The following is a 13,582-nucleotide window of genomic DNA, read 5'->3' as shown; positions in this document are numbered from 1 at the left end:
CGCGCCCGCGCATCGCCGCACGCATCCGCTTCCCCACGCCCGACAGGATTTCCCGATGCCTACACGCTTTCGCCGAGCCGCCGTCGCGATCGTCGCGTGCGCTGCCCTCGCGGGCGGGTTGCCGCACGCCGCGTTCGCGCTGACGGCCACCGATACCGCCGCGCTCGCCGGCGACGACTTCGACGCGAAGACAGCCGCGATCGAACGGCTCGCCGCCGACGCCGATCCGCGCGCCGTCGCGCTGCTCAACGCGCTGTCGACCGGCGACGCGCTCGCCACCGGCGACGGCCGCCTGCTGATCCAGACCGGCGACACCGCACACGACGCGCTCACGCAGGCCGCGACGCCGGCCGGCGACGCGCAGCCCGTGATGCTGAACAACCTGCTGCGCACGAAGATCACGGGCGCGCTGTCGGGGCTCGCGCTCGCGTCGCCCGACGTCGCCGCACGCCGCGACGCGATCGATGCGTTGCTGAAATCGCCCGACCCGGCGCTCAAGCCGATGATCGACCGCGCCCGTGCGAAGGAAACCGATCCCGCGCTGAAGCGCCGCCTCGACGCACTATGGGCGATCGCCGCGCTGCACGATGCCGATCCGGCGAAGCGCCTCGAAGCCGTGCAGGTGGTGGCCGCGCGCCAGGACCTCGACATGATCGAGCAGTTGCGCCCGCTCGTCGCGAAGAACGCCGACGGCACCTACGCGGAGCCCGACGCGCGCGTACGCGACGCCGCGCAGCAAGGTCTCGACACGCTGCACGGGTTGCAGCGCCGCGGCGAGATCGTCGGCACGCTGTTCGCCGGGCTGTCGCTCGGCAGCGTGCTGCTGCTCGCCGCGCTCGGCCTCGCGATCACGTACGGGCTGATCGGCGTGATCAACATGGCGCACGGCGAATTCCTGATGATCGGTGCATACGCAACCTATGTTGTGCAGACGCTGATCCAGCGCTACGCGCCCGGCGCGTTCGACTGGTATCCGCTCGTCGCGGTGCCGGTGTCGTTCGTGACGGCCGCGCTCGTCGGCATCGTGCTCGAACGGCTCGTGCTGCGACACCTGTACGGGCGCCCGCTCGAGACGCTGCTCGCCACCTTCGGCGTGAGCCTGATCCTGATCCAGGCAACGCGGATGCTGTTCGGCGCGCAGAACGTGCAGGTCGTGAACCCGTCGTGGATGAGCGGCGGCGTGACCGTGATGCAGAACCTGATCCTGCCGTACAACCGGCTCGCGATCCTCGCCTTCGCGCTCGCCGTCGTATTCGTCGCGTGGGCCGTGCTGACGAAGACGCGGCTCGGCCTGTTCGTGCGCGCGGTCACGCAGAACCGCCGGATGGCCGCGTGCGTCGGCGTGAAGACCGCGCGCGTCGACGCGTATGCGTTCGCATTCGGCGCGGGCATCGCGGGCCTCGGCGGCTGCGCGCTGTCGCAGATCGGCAACGTGGGCCCCGACCTCGGCCAGAACTACATCATCGATTCGTTCATGGCGGTCGTGCTCGGCGGCGTCGGGCAGATCGCCGGCACCGTGCTCGGCGGCTTCGGGCTCGGCCTCGCGAGCAAGGCGATCGAGCCGTTCTGGGGCGCCGTGCTCGCGAAGATCGCGGTGCTCGTGATGATCGTGCTGTTCATCCAGAAACGTCCGCAGGGCATGTTCGCCCCGAAGGGCCGCAGTGCGGAGGCTTGACGTGACTTCATTCACTCACTCGTTGTCCAACCCGGCCGCCGATGCGCCGACGCCCGCCGCCGCCGCACGCGCGGAAGAGCGCTTCGCGCTCGGCCTGCCGCCCCGCCCCGCACTGCTGTCGCGGCGCGCGTGGCTCGCGCTGATCGCGCTGTGCGTCGCGATCGGCATCGGCGTGCCGCTCGCAGCGCTCGTCGCGCCCGAGTCGAGCGCGTTCCATCTGTCCGCGTACGCGATGACGCTCACCGACAAGCTGATGTGCTACGCGATCGCCGCGCTCGCACTCGATCTCGTGTGGGGCTACTGCGGGATCCTGAGCCTCGGCCACGGGCTGTTCTTCGCGCTCGGCGGCTATGCGATCGGCATGTACCTGATGCGCGAGATCGGCCGCGACGGCAAGTACGGCAGCGACCTGCCCGACTTCATGGTGTTCCTCGACTGGCACCAGTTGCCGTGGTACTGGAGCGGCACGCAACATCTCGCATGGGCGCTCGCGCTCGTCGTGCTCGTGCCGGCCGTGCTCGCGTGGGTGTTCGGCTTCTTCACGTTCCGCTCGCGCGTGAAGGGCGTGTACCTGTCGATCATCACGCAGGCCATGACGTTCGCCGCGATGCTGCTGTTCTATCGCAACGAGACCGGCTTCGGCGGCAACAACGGCTTCACCGACTTCAAGCGCATCGCGGGCTTCGCGATCACGTCGCCCGGCACGCGCACGGTGCTGTTGCTGCTGACGTTCGCGACGCTCGTGCTCGCGTTCATCGCCGCGCGTGCGATCGTCACCAGCAAGCTCGGGCGTGTCGTCACCGCGGTGCGCGACGGCGAGACGCGGCTGATGTTCCTCGGCTACAGCCCGCTCGCGTACAAGCTGTTCGTGTGGACGGTGTCGGCCGTGCTGTGCGGGATCGCGGGCGCGCTGTACGTGCCGCAGGTCGGCATCATCAACCCCGGCGAGATGTCGCCCGGCAACTCGATCGAGATGGCGATCTGGGTCGCGGTGGGCGGGCGCGGCACGCTGATCGGGCCGATCGTCGGCGCATTCGCGGTGAACGGCGCGAAGAGCCTGTTCACCGCATACTTCGCCGAATACTGGCTGTTCTTCCTCGGCCTGATCTTCGTGCTGGTGCCGCTGCTGCTGCCGCGCGGGATCATGGGCCTCGTCGAAACCGTGCTCGCGAAGGGGAAACGCGCATGAACGGAACGGCCCTCTACCAATTCACGCCGCCGCCCGAGGACGAAGGGCGGGCCGTCAGCGGCACCGCGTCGATGGGGCGCGTGGTGCCGCTCGGCATCGACACGTCGCACGGCACGATCCTCTACCTCGAGGATATCGAGGTGAGCTTCGACGGCTTCCGCGCGCTGAAGAAGCTGTCGCTCGCGATCGACGCGGGCGAGCTGCGCTGCGTGATCGGCCCGAACGGCGCGGGCAAGACGACGATGATGGACGTGATCACCGGCAAGACGCGCCCCGATGCGGGCAAGGTGTTTCTCGGCCAGACGATCGACCTCGCGCGGATGAACGAGCCCGAGATCGCGCGCGCGGGCATCGGCCGCAAGTTCCAGAAGCCGACCGTGTTCGAACAGCATCCGGTGTGGGAGAACCTCGAACTCGCGATGCAGACCGACAAGGGCTGGCTCGCGTCGCTGCGCGCAAAGCTCGATCGCCCCGCGCAGGCGAAGATCGAGGAGACGCTCGCGCTGATCGGCCTCGAGAGCCAGGCCTTTCGCGCGGCCGGCGAGCTGTCGCACGGGCAGAAGCAGCGGCTCGAGATCGGCATGCTGCTGATGCAGCGCCCCGCGCTGCTGCTGCTCGACGAGCCGGCGGCCGGGATGACCGATCACGAGACGATGGAGCTCGCCGAGCTGCTGAACACGCTGCGCGGCACCTGCTCGATGATGGTCGTCGAGCACGACATGGAATTCGTCGCGGCGCTCGCGGGCGACACGGGCCGCGTGACGGTGATGGCCGAAGGCGCGGTGCTCGCGCAAGGCACGCTCGACCAGGTCAAGCGCGACGATGCGGTGATCGAGTCTTACCTTGGACGATGATGCGATGCTGAAGATCGATGCACTGAACCAGTACTACGGCGGCAGCCATATCCTGCGCAACGTGAGCCTCGCCGCCGACGACGGCAAGCTCACCGTGCTGCTCGGCCGCAACGGCGTCGGCAAGAGCACGCTGCTGCGCTGCCTGATGGGCGTCGTCGCCGCGAAGAGCGGCAGCGTGTCGTGGCGCGGCACGGCGCTCGGCGCGATGCCGCCGTATGCGCGCGTCGCGGCCGGGCTCGCCTACGTGCCGCAGGGCCGCGACATCTTTCCGCGGCTGACCGTCGAGGAGAACCTGCTCGTCGGCGCCGCGAGCCGCAAGGCGCCGTCCAAGGTGCCCGACCGCATCTACGACCTGTTCCCGGTGCTGAAGGACATGCGCGCGCGACGCGGCGGCGACCTGTCGGGCGGCCAGCAGCAGCAGCTCGCGATCGGCCGCGCGCTGATGAGCGAGCCGCAGCTGCTGATCCTCGACGAGCCGACCGAAGGCATCCAGCCGTCGATCATCCAGGACATCGGCCGCACGCTGCGCCAGCTCGTCGACGAATCGAAGATGACCGTGCTGCTCGTCGAACAGTATTACGATTTCGCCCAATCGATCGCCGACCGCTACTGGGTGATGAGCCGCGGCGAGATCGTCGCGGGCGGCGACGCGCACGAGATGGAAGCGAACGGCGTGCGCGAGCTGATCGCGGTGTAACGGGAAAGGCGGCTCGGAGTGGCATCGCTTCCGTCCGTCGATTCCGGCCATCGCTTCGGCATCTCGTCGAACAGCGCATGTCAGGCGCACGCCGGCGAAGCGGCTCGGCGCGAGATCGCGCGTTACCCCGCGCTGCAGCGCGGGTACCGAAGCGTATATTGTTGCGGTAGCATCCTCGTTCTCCGCGCCCGTCCCCTGCTTCCCGCCGATGTCCGCCCCCGATTCCCACGCCCCGCTGTCCCGCCCCGCCGTCGCCAAGTCGTGGCGCGGCCGCCTCGAACTCGGCTTCGAGCGGCACGGCGCGCGCACGACGCTCGCGCACCGGCTGCACGACGGCCCGCTGCGCGTGCAGCGGCCGCTGTATCCGGAAGGCGATGCGATCTGCCACGCGGTGATCGTCCACCCGCCGGGCGGCGTCGCGGGCGGCGACCGGCTCGACATCGACATCACGCTCGGCGACGGCACGCACGCGGTGCTGACCACGCCCGGCGCGACCAAGTGGTACAAGTCGAACGGGCTGGACGCGACGCAGCGCATCGGCATCACGGTGGGCGAACACGCGAAGCTCGACTGGCTGCCGCAGAACAACCTGTTCTTCGACGCGGCGCATGCGTCGCTCGATTTCACGGTCAAGCTCGGCGCGCGCGCCAGCGCGATCGGCTGGGACGCGACGCAGCTCGGCCGGCAGGCGGCCGGCGAAACCTGGTCGGCGGGCCGCATCGCGTCGACTTCGGCGCTCGTCGATGCCGACGGCCGGCCGCTGTGGACCGAGCGCGCGCTGCTCGATGCGCACGACCCGCTGCGCGGCGCGCTGCAGGGTCTCGCCGGCTTTCCCGCGTACGGCACGCTGTGGGCCGCCGGCGCCGCGTGCGACGCCGCGCTCGCCGAATCGCTCGCCGCGCGGACGCCGTTCGATGCCACGCTGCGTGCGGGCGCGACTTGCGTGACGCCGGGTGTCGTGCTGATCCGCGCGCTGTCGACGTCGATGGAAGCGCTGCAACGCCACTTCACCGACTGCTGGCTGCACCTGCGGCCGATCGTGCACGGTGTCGACGCACGGCCGCTGCGTCTCTGGCAAACCTGAGCGCGGTCATACCACGCACCGTTTCGGCGCAGCGTCGCGGCGGATGCTGCACGTTGCCCATGCATCGCGCACCACAAGCGCGCATCGCACTGCGTTCCATGCACATGGCACGCGCCTTGCTCCTTACATAACCGATACACGACGCACGCAAAACAGCGCGGTGCTACGATGAACCGCGCGTTCGCCCCGTTGCGCACGCACCGATAACAATTACGTTTTCCTGAACGTTTGCCTTCATGAAACTGACTCCCCGCGAGAAGGACAAGCTGCTGATCTTCACGGCGGCGCTGCTGGCCGAGCGCCGTCGCGCACGCGGCCTGAAGCTCAACTATCCGGAGGCGGTCGCCTTCATCACCGCCGCGCTGATGGAAGCCGCGCGCGACGGCAAGACGGTCGCCGAGGTGATGCACTACGGCACGACGCTGCTCACGCGCGACGACGTGATGGACGGCGTGCCGGAGATGATTCCCGACATCCAGGTCGAGGCGACCTTCCCCGACGGCACGAAACTCGTGACCGTCCATCACCCGATTCCGTGAGGCCCCGCATGATCCCCGGCGAAATCCTCACCGACGACGGCGAACACGAACTGAACGCGGGCCGCGCGACGCTGACGCTCGTCGTCGCGAACACCGGCGACCGCCCGGTGCAGGTCGGCTCGCACTACCACTTCTTCGAAGTCAACGACGCACTGTCGTTCGATCGCGCGGCCGCGCGCGGCTTTCGCCTGAACATCGCGGCCGGCACCGCCGTGCGCTTCGAGCCGGGCCAGACGCGCACCGTCGAGCTGGTCGCGCTCGCGGGCGATCGTGCCGTCTACGGTTTTCAGGGCAAGGTGATGGGGCCGCTCTAAGCCGCGCCCCGCTCTTCAGGAACAGCACATGACACTACGCTTGAGCCGCCGCGCGTACGCGGAAATGTTCGGGCCGACGACGGGCGACCGCGTCCGGCTCGCCGATACCGAACTGCTGATCGAGATCGAACGCGACTTCACGACCTACGGCGAGGAAGTGAAATTCGGCGGCGGGAAAGTGATCCGCGACGGGATGGGCCAGTCGCAGCGCGTGGCCGCCGACGTGCCCGACACGATCATCACGAACGCGGTGATCCTCGATCACTGGGGCATCGTGAAGGCCGACATCGCGATCAAGCACGGCCGCATCGCCGCGATCGGCAAGGCCGGCAACCCGGACATCCAGCCGGGCGTGACGATCGCGATCGGCGCCGCGACCGAGGTGATCGCCGGCGAAGGGCTGATCGTGACGGCCGGCGGCATCGACACGCACATCCACTTCATCAGCCCGCAGCAGATCGACGAGGCGCTCGCGTCGGGCGTCACGACGATGCTCGGCGGCGGCACCGGGCCGGCCACCGGCACCAACGCGACGACCTGCACGCCGGGCCCGTGGCACATGGAGCGGATGCTGCAGGCCGCCGACGGCTGGCCGATCAACCTCGGCTTTCTCGGCAAGGGCAATGCGAGCCTGCCGCAGCCGCTCGTCGAGCAGATCGCCGCCGGCGCGATCGGGCTGAAGCTGCACGAGGACTGGGGCACGACGCCCGCCGCGATCGACAACTGCCTGTCCGTCGCCGACGACACCGACACGCAGGTCGCGATCCACACCGACACGCTGAACGAAGGCGGCTTCGTCGAATCGACGGTCGCCGCGTTCAAGGGCCGCACGATCCACACGTACCACACCGAAGGCGCGGGCGGCGGTCATGCGCCCGACATCCTGAAGGTGTGCGGCGAGTCGAACGTGCTGCCGTCGTCGACCAACCCGACGCGCCCGTACACGATCAACACGCTCGACGAGCATCTCGACATGCTGATGGTGTGCCACCACCTCGATCCGTCGATCGCCGAGGATCTCGCGTTCGCCGAATCGCGGATCCGCCGCGAGACGATCGCGGCCGAGGACATCCTGCACGATCTCGGCGCGCTGTCGATGCTGTCGTCCGATTCGCAGGCGATGGGCCGCGTCGGCGAAGTGATCATCCGCACCTGGCAGACCGCGCACAAGATGAAGGTGCAGCGCGGCGCGCTGCCGGAAGACGGCACGCGCAACGACAACTTCCGCGCGAAGCGCTACGTCGCGAAGTACACGATCAACCCGGCGCTCACGCACGGCATCGCGCATGAAGTTGGCTCGATCGAGCCCGGCAAGTGGGCCGACCTCGTGCTGTGGGAGCCGGCGTTCTTCGGGATCAAGCCGACGATGATCCTGAAGGGCGGGATGATCGCGATGGCGCAGATGGGCGACCCGAACGCGTCGATTCCCACGCCGCAGCCGGTCCACTATCGCGAGATGTTCGCCACCCGCGGCGGTGCGCTCGCGCGCACGTCGCTGACCTTCGTGTCGCAGATGGCCGCCGACGCGGGCATCGCGGAACGCTACGGGCTCGCGAAGCAGATCGTGCCGGTGCGCAACTGCCGCAACGTGACGAAAGCCGACATGATCCACAACGCGTGGCGCCCGTCGATCAGCGTCGACCCCGAAACCTACGACGTGATCGCCGACGGCCAGTTGCTCACCTGCGAGCCGGCCACGGTGCTGCCGATGGCGCAGCGCTATTTCCTGTTCTGACCTGATTGCCGGCTTTCGATTCATGCGCACCCTCGACAAACGCATTGCCCCGAACGTGAAACTCGCCGCGTCGCTCGTCGCGCGCGCGCCGACGCTCACGCTCGCCTATGACGCCCGCTGCAAGAGCCGCCTCGCGGCGACGCTCGACACCGGCGAGGACGTCGCGGTCCTGCTGCCGCGCGGCACGATCCTGCGCGACGGCGACGTGCTCGTCGCCGACGACGGCGCGCTCGTGCGCGTCGCCGCGGCGCCCGAGACCGTGCTGCGCGTGCGCGCGGCCGACCCGCTCACGCTGATGCGCGCCGCGTACCACCTCGGCAACCGTCACACGCCGGTCGAGATCGGCGACGGCTACCTGAAGCTCGAAGCCGACCCAGTGCTCACGGACATGCTGCGCCGGCTCGGCACGCAGGTCGAGGAGACCCTTGCGCCGTTCCAGCCGGAAGCCGGCGCGTACGGCGGCGGCCACAAGCACGGGCACGACGCGACCTTCGCCGAGGACTACGCGCTCGCGCAGCAGGTGTTCGGCGAGCATCACGGCCACGCGCATTCCCATTCGCACGACCACGACCACGACCACGACCACGACCACGACCACGACCACGACCATCAGCATGGTCCCGGTTGCGCGCACGGCCACGGCCATGACCACCACTGAACTCGTCGCGCTGCTGCACCTTGCATCGCCGGCGTTGCCGATCGGCGCGTTCAGCTATTCGCAGGGGCTCGAAGCGGCGCTCGACGCGAACCTGATTCACGACGCCGAAAGCGCGCGCGACTGGATCGCGAGCGGCCTGACCGACGTGCTCGCGCACGGCGAGCTGCCGTTCCTCGCGCATCAACTCGCGCGCTGGCACGCACACGACGCGCCGGCGCTCGCGGCCGAGAATGCGTGGTTCATCGCGAGCCGCGAATCGGCGGAACTGCGCCGTGAAACCGAACAGATGGGCTGGTCGCTCGCGCAGCTCTGCGCGTCGCTCGAATGGGGCGATGGCGCGCGCCGCGCGACGCTCGCGGCGATTGCGCCGATCGCGCTGCCCACCGCGTTCGCGTACGCGGCCGCCGCTCACGACGCGAGTGCCGACGCGGTACTCGCCGCGTACGCATTCGGCTGGGTCGAGAACCAGACGTCCGCCGCGCTGAAGGCCGTGCCGCTCGGCCAGCTCGCCGGGCAACGCATCATCGTCGCGCTGCGCGGCGCGATCGACGCGGCCGTGCGCCGCGCGCTCGCGACGCCGCCCGACGCCGTCAACACGTTCGCGCCGCAGCTCGGCATCCTGTCCGCGCGGCACGAAACCCAGTATTCGCGGTTGTTCCGCTCCTGAACCCGACGCTACCCGCCATGAACGCACCTGCTCCCTCCTCCGCCCGCCGCACGAAGAAACTGCCGCCGCTGCGCGTCGGCATCGGCGGCCCCGTCGGCTCCGGCAAGACCACGCTGCTCGAAATGCTGTGCAAGGCGATGCGCGACAAATACGACCTCGTCGCGATCACCAATGACATCTATACGAAGGAAGACCAGCGGCTGCTGACGGTCGCGGGCGCGCTGCCCGAGGAGCGCATCATGGGCGTCGAGACGGGCGGCTGCCCGCACACGGCGATCCGCGAGGATGCGTCGATCAACCTCGAGGCCGTCGACCGGATGCTGTCGCGCTTTCCCGACGCCGACATCGTGTTCATCGAATCGGGCGGCGACAATCTCGCGGCGACCTTCAGCCCCGAGCTGTCGGACCTGACGATCTACGTGATCGACGTCGCGGGCGGCGAGAAGATTCCGCGCAAGGGCGGCCCGGGCATCACGAAGTCCGACCTGCTCGTGATCAACAAGACGGATCTCGCGCCGCTGGTCGGCGCGAACCTCGACGTGATGGCGTCCGACACGAAGAAGATGCGCGGCGAGCGGCCTTACGTGATGACGAACCTGAAGGCGCTCGAAGGCGTCGCGGACGTGATCGCGTTCATCGAGAAGAAGGGTTTGCTGACGGTCTGAGCGACGCGGCGGCATCATCATCCGGTGCCGCCACGCCTGCTCATGGCGGCATTGCGCCGCCTTCGCCTAGTCGTCGGAAGGGTCCTGCGTGTCCTGCAGCGCGCGCCCGCCGCGTTCGGCGGGCGGCAACAGTGCCGCGAGCACGTCGACCGTGCGCGCGGTCGCGCCGCGGTGCCGCGATGCGAACGCCGCGCCCGCCGCGCCCATCGCGATGCGCCGCGCCTTGTCGGCGAACAGCGCATCGAGCACGTGCGCGAGATCGAGCGGATCCTCGACCTGCAGCGCCGCACCAGCCGCGACCGCGTCGGCGGTCGCCTGCGTGAAGTTGAACACGTGCTTGCCGATCAGCACCGGCACGCCGACCGCGCATGCCTCGATCAGGTTCTGGCCGCCGAGCGGCAGCAGGCTGCCGCCGATGAACGCGATGTCGGCCGCCGCGTAATACGCGCCGAGCTCACCCATCGAATCGCCGAGCAGCACCGCCACGTCGTCCGGCAACGGCTCGGCCGCCGGCCGGCCGGACGCGAGCGCGGCCTTGTCGGCCGCCCACACCGAGCGTCGCACGCACTTGAGGCCGCTGCGCTCGACGAGCGCCTCGACCTCGGCGAAACGCTGCGGATGACGCGGCACGAGCACCAGCAGCGCGCCGGGCGTGCGCATCGCCGCGAATGCGTCGAGCACCAGCGCTTCCTCGTTCTCGCGCGTGCTCGCGGCCACCCACACGGGCCGCGTGCCGATCGCCTCGCGCCACGCATGGCCGCGCGCCGCGAGCTCCGGGGGCGTCGTCATGTCGAACTTCAGGTTGCCGAGCACGGTCACGTTGCGCGCGCCGAGCGACGTCAGCCGCTCCGCATCGGCCGGGCTCTGCGCGAGCACGCGCGAGAAGCCGCCGAACACGTCGTGCGTCGCCGCGCCGAACTTCGATGCCCGCCGGAACGAACGCGCGGACATGCGCGCATTGGTCAGCACCAGCGGCACGTCCGCACGGCGGCACTCGTCGATCAGCGTCGGCCACACCTCGGTTTCCATCACGAGGCCGAGCGTCGGCCGCCACGCGTGCAGGAAACGTCGCACCGCGCCGGGCATGTCGTACGGCAGGTAGCAGCGCAGCACGCGATCGCCGAAGATCTGTTCGCCGGTCGCGCGGCCGCTCGGCGTCATGTGCGTGAGCAGGATGCGCGCATCGGGGCGCGCGTGCATCAGCGCGTCGATCAGCGGCTGCGCCGCGCGCGTCTCGCCGACCGATACCGCGTGCACCCAGATCAGCGGCGCACGGTCGTCGCGCGAGCGGCCGGCCACGTGGCCGAAGCGTTCGCCGATGTGTTCGCGATAGCCGCGCTCCTTGCGCGAGCGCACGTATAGCCGGATGACGGCGATCGGGGCGACGAGCCACCACAGCGCGCGATAGATCACCCTCAGCATGCCGCGTCCCTTGTCTTGCTTCGACGAAAATGCGCGCTCAAACCAGCGCCCTGCCCGTCAGGCGTTCGAGGATGCCGAGCGGCGCGCATTCGCGGCGCACCATCGCGTCGACCGGCAGGAAGAAGGTCTGTTCGAGCATGAACTGGCCGGACATCACAGCGTGCGAAGTCTGATCGGAGAAACATATCCACACGCAGCCCGGCGGAAACGGCATCGTCTCCTGCGGGCTCGTCTTCTGGTAGTCGAGATCGGCCTTCATGCTGTCGTGCAGGTTCAGCATCAGGTGGTCGTACGCGCTGCGCGGCGACTTCGTCACGTGCAGCAGGTTCAGCAGCCACGCGGCGCCCGGCAACTGCGGCTTGATGTGCGGCAGGAAGCGCTTCGCGACGTCCTCGAACGGCTCGCCGACGCGCCACACGCGCGGCACGCCGGCCGGGTTCACGTTCGTGAACACGCGCAGGATGCGCTCGCCGTAATTGGGCCGCGACGGGAACGCGTCGACGTGCAGCCGGCTGTCGTCCTTGCGCCACGACGTCTGGCGCGTCTCGACCTGCAGCAGCCGCAGGCTCGTCGGCGCGACGCGCAGCTTGCCGCGGTATTCGGGAAAGAGGCCGTCGACGAGGGTGCCGGCCTGCTGCTGGAAGCGCGCGACGAGCGCGCGCACCGCCGACTGCGTGACGCTGTCGCCGAGCACGCCGGCGAGCGCGCCGCCGTTCGGCGCGAGGCTGATGTTCTTGCGTTTCGGGTCGGCGAGCGCCGGATCGAGCAGCGCTTCCTCGCCGCCTTCGATCGCGAAGCGCAGGTGCGGAAAATACAGCACCTTGCCTTCCTCGACGGCGGCCAGCAGCTGCTCGCGCGGCGCCGACAGGTTGTGTCCGCTCCAGTCGGCGGACGGGACTTCGATGATCTGGGATTCGCTCATGTTCGGTTCGCGTGGGTTCGCGCGTGTGACTGCGTTACAGGAGACCGAAGCCCGCGAGCGCCGACTTCACCTGCGCGATCGACGGGGACTGCCCCGCCGTGCCGAGATTGACGACGTTCGGCGACCAGTAGCCGCCGGTCCGCCAGGCCGTCGCGAAATTGTACAGTTCGACCGTCGGACGCTTCAGCGCGGCCGCGATGTGAACCAGACCTGTATCAACCCCGACGATCGCATCCGCGCCGTCGATCAGGCCGACCACGGCCGGCAGCGACAGCTTCGGCGGCACGATCGCCGCCGCGCCGAACGCCTGCGCCAGGCGCTCGCTGGTCGCGCGCTCCGCGTCGTTGCCCCACGGCAGCACGAGCGACGCGCCGCGCCGCACGAGCGCCTGGCCGAGCTCGATCCACGCGGCGTCCGGCCACTGCTTGTCGGCACGCGACGTCGCATGAACGAATACCACGTACGGCACCGGCAGGTTCAGCCCGAGCCCGGCCACCGCGAGCGCCGCCGCGCGCGTATCGAGGCCGAACTCGACCGGATCGGCCGGCGTCGGCGCCGGGTCGCCCAGCGCGGCCGCGACGAGTTGCCGCGAGCGCTCGACGACGTGCGTGCGCGGCGCGATCGGCACGCGCTTGCGATAGAAGAAGCGCACGGGCCACTCGTAGCCGGCGCCATCGGTGCGGTTGCCGAGCCCGACGAGCGGGCCGCGCGCCCAGCTGGCGACCCAGGCCGTCTTGATGAGGCCCTGGCAGTCGATCACGAGGTCGTACTGCTCGGCCGCGAGGCGCTGGCGGAACGCGCGGATCTCGCGCCACGTGGCGCCCGAGAACGGCTTCTTGCGCCAGCGACGCAGCGAGAACGGCAGCACGTTGCGCACGCCGTCGACGAGCTTGACCAGGTCGACGAAGCTTTCCTCGACGAGCCAGTCGATCTGCGCATCGGGGTGGCGGCGCCGGATATCGGCGATCACCGGCATGTTGTGCACGACGTCGCCCAGCGACGACACGCGCACGATCAGGATCTTTTGCACGCTGAAAAAACGCCGGCAGGCAGCCGGCGACAAGCAGAAAGGGGGGATTTTATCTCGCCCGGGGGGCCAGACAGACAAAAAGCGGCCGCACGCGTGTGGCGTGCGCCGCTTTTCGGGGATGGCGCGACGAT

General features: G+C 69.5%; 14 protein-coding genes. 11 read left to right on the top strand and 3 right to left on the bottom strand.

All coding sequences use genetic code 11. The features are described 5' to 3' along the window. Nucleotides 1–55: 55 nt before the first annotated feature. The 11 genes from urtB to ureG all read left to right on the top strand — a co-directional run bounded on the left by urtB (nt 56) and on the right by ureG (nt 10,077). Complete coding sequence (gene urtB, locus CFB45_RS04520) at nt 56–1,675, top strand: urea ABC transporter permease subunit UrtB (RefSeq protein ID WP_089424693.1); 1,620 nt, start codon at nt 56–58, stop codon at nt 1,673–1,675. 1 nt (nt 1,676) lies between these two features. Further along, nucleotides 1,677–2,864 (top strand): urea ABC transporter permease subunit UrtC, encoded by a 1,188-nt coding sequence (gene urtC / locus CFB45_RS04515; protein WP_089424692.1) that lies wholly within the window; start codon nt 1,677–1,679, stop codon nt 2,862–2,864. After that, nucleotides 2,861–3,718, top strand: coding sequence for an urea ABC transporter ATP-binding protein UrtD (gene urtD, locus CFB45_RS04510; protein ID WP_089424691.1), 858 nt, complete (start codon nt 2,861–2,863; stop codon nt 3,716–3,718). Before urtC ends, urtD begins: the two co-directional genes overlap by 4 nt. A 4-nt stretch (nt 3,719–3,722) precedes the next feature. Next, complete coding sequence (urtE, locus tag CFB45_RS04505) at nt 3,723–4,415, top strand: urea ABC transporter ATP-binding subunit UrtE (RefSeq protein WP_047851116.1); 693 nt, start codon at nt 3,723–3,725, stop codon at nt 4,413–4,415. Between the two features lie 208 nt (nt 4,416–4,623). Beyond that, nucleotides 4,624–5,499, top strand: coding sequence for an urease accessory protein UreD (locus CFB45_RS04500; RefSeq protein ID WP_089424690.1), 876 nt, complete (start codon nt 4,624–4,626; stop codon nt 5,497–5,499). 236 nt (nt 5,500–5,735) lie between these two features. Continuing rightward, on the top strand, nt 5,736–6,038 hold the full coding sequence (ureA, locus tag CFB45_RS04495) for an urease subunit gamma (protein WP_006406310.1): 303 nt from the start codon (nt 5,736–5,738) through the stop codon (nt 6,036–6,038). 8 nt (nt 6,039–6,046) lie between these two features. Next, complete coding sequence (locus tag CFB45_RS04490) at nt 6,047–6,352, top strand: urease subunit beta (protein ID WP_046545089.1); 306 nt, start codon at nt 6,047–6,049, stop codon at nt 6,350–6,352. 28 nt (nt 6,353–6,380) lie between these two features. After that, on the top strand, nt 6,381–8,087 hold the full coding sequence (gene ureC, locus CFB45_RS04485; protein ID WP_089424689.1) for an urease subunit alpha: 1,707 nt from the start codon (nt 6,381–6,383) through the stop codon (nt 8,085–8,087). A 22-nt stretch (nt 8,088–8,109) separates the two neighbouring features. Further along, a complete protein-coding gene (ureE, locus tag CFB45_RS04480; RefSeq protein ID WP_089424688.1) occupies nt 8,110–8,745 on the top strand; it encodes an urease accessory protein UreE in 636 nt (211 codons plus the stop codon). Further along, nucleotides 8,732–9,412 carry an urease accessory protein UreF gene (locus tag CFB45_RS04475; RefSeq protein WP_089424687.1) on the top strand — a complete coding sequence of 227 codons (681 nt, stop codon included), beginning with the start codon at nt 8,732–8,734 and terminating at the stop codon, nt 9,410–9,412. The genes ureE and CFB45_RS04475 overlap by 14 nt, the downstream gene beginning before the upstream one ends. A gap of 17 nt (nt 9,413–9,429) precedes the next feature. After that, nucleotides 9,430–10,077 carry an urease accessory protein UreG gene (gene ureG / locus CFB45_RS04470; protein WP_046196649.1) on the top strand — a complete coding sequence of 216 codons (648 nt, stop codon included), beginning with the start codon at nt 9,430–9,432 and terminating at the stop codon, nt 10,075–10,077. A 66-nt stretch (nt 10,078–10,143) separates the two neighbouring features. Here the strand turns inward: ureG and waaA are convergent, their stop codons facing one another. From waaA to waaC, 3 genes are read right to left on the bottom strand one after another with little or no spacing between them, the layout of a single operon-like run. Then, the gene (gene waaA, locus CFB45_RS04465) at nt 10,144–11,499 is read right to left on the bottom strand and encodes a lipid IV(A) 3-deoxy-D-manno-octulosonic acid transferase (protein ID WP_089424686.1); all 1,356 of its coding nucleotides are present in this window, start codon (nt 11,497–11,499) and stop codon (nt 10,144–10,146) included. A gap of 37 nt (nt 11,500–11,536) precedes the next feature. Then, entirely contained in the window at nt 11,537–12,421 is an 885-nt protein-coding gene (locus tag CFB45_RS04460; protein ID WP_089424685.1) for a Kdo hydroxylase family protein, read from the bottom strand. A gap of 34 nt (nt 12,422–12,455) precedes the next feature. Beyond that, nucleotides 12,456–13,451, bottom strand: a complete 996-nt coding sequence (gene waaC / locus CFB45_RS04455; RefSeq protein ID WP_089424684.1) for a lipopolysaccharide heptosyltransferase I — start codon at nt 13,449–13,451, stop codon at nt 12,456–12,458. Between the last annotated feature and the right edge of the window lie 131 nt (nt 13,452–13,582).

This window comes from Burkholderia sp. HI2500 (genome assembly GCF_002223055.1).
Taxonomy (GTDB): Bacteria; Pseudomonadota; Gammaproteobacteria; order Burkholderiales; family Burkholderiaceae; genus Burkholderia.
The sequence above is the reverse complement of the archived record's forward strand: the minus strand, read 5'-3'. Positions and strand labels throughout refer to the sequence as shown.

Coding starts and splice junctions, on each gene's coding strand:
- urtB (WP_089424693.1), top strand. CDS start 56: ATGCCTACACGCTTTCGCCGAGCCGCCGTCGCGATCGTCGCGTGCGCT.
- urtD (WP_089424691.1), top strand. CDS start 2,861: ATGAACGGAACGGCCCTCTACCAATTCACGCCGCCGCCCGAGGACGAA.
- urtE (WP_047851116.1), top strand. CDS start 3,723: ATGCTGAAGATCGATGCACTGAACCAGTACTACGGCGGCAGCCATATC.
- CFB45_RS04500 (WP_089424690.1), top strand. CDS start 4,624: ATGTCCGCCCCCGATTCCCACGCCCCGCTGTCCCGCCCCGCCGTCGCC.
- ureA (WP_006406310.1), top strand. CDS start 5,736: ATGAAACTGACTCCCCGCGAGAAGGACAAGCTGCTGATCTTCACGGCG.
- CFB45_RS04490 (WP_046545089.1), top strand. CDS start 6,047: ATGATCCCCGGCGAAATCCTCACCGACGACGGCGAACACGAACTGAAC.
- ureC (WP_089424689.1), top strand. CDS start 6,381: ATGACACTACGCTTGAGCCGCCGCGCGTACGCGGAAATGTTCGGGCCG.
- ureE (WP_089424688.1), top strand. CDS start 8,110: ATGCGCACCCTCGACAAACGCATTGCCCCGAACGTGAAACTCGCCGCG.
- CFB45_RS04475 (WP_089424687.1), top strand. CDS start 8,732: ATGACCACCACTGAACTCGTCGCGCTGCTGCACCTTGCATCGCCGGCG.
- ureG (WP_046196649.1), top strand. CDS start 9,430: ATGAACGCACCTGCTCCCTCCTCCGCCCGCCGCACGAAGAAACTGCCG.
- waaA (WP_089424686.1), bottom strand. CDS start 11,499: ATGCTGAGGGTGATCTATCGCGCGCTGTGGTGGCTCGTCGCCCCGATC.
- CFB45_RS04460 (WP_089424685.1), bottom strand. CDS start 12,421: ATGAGCGAATCCCAGATCATCGAAGTCCCGTCCGCCGACTGGAGCGGA.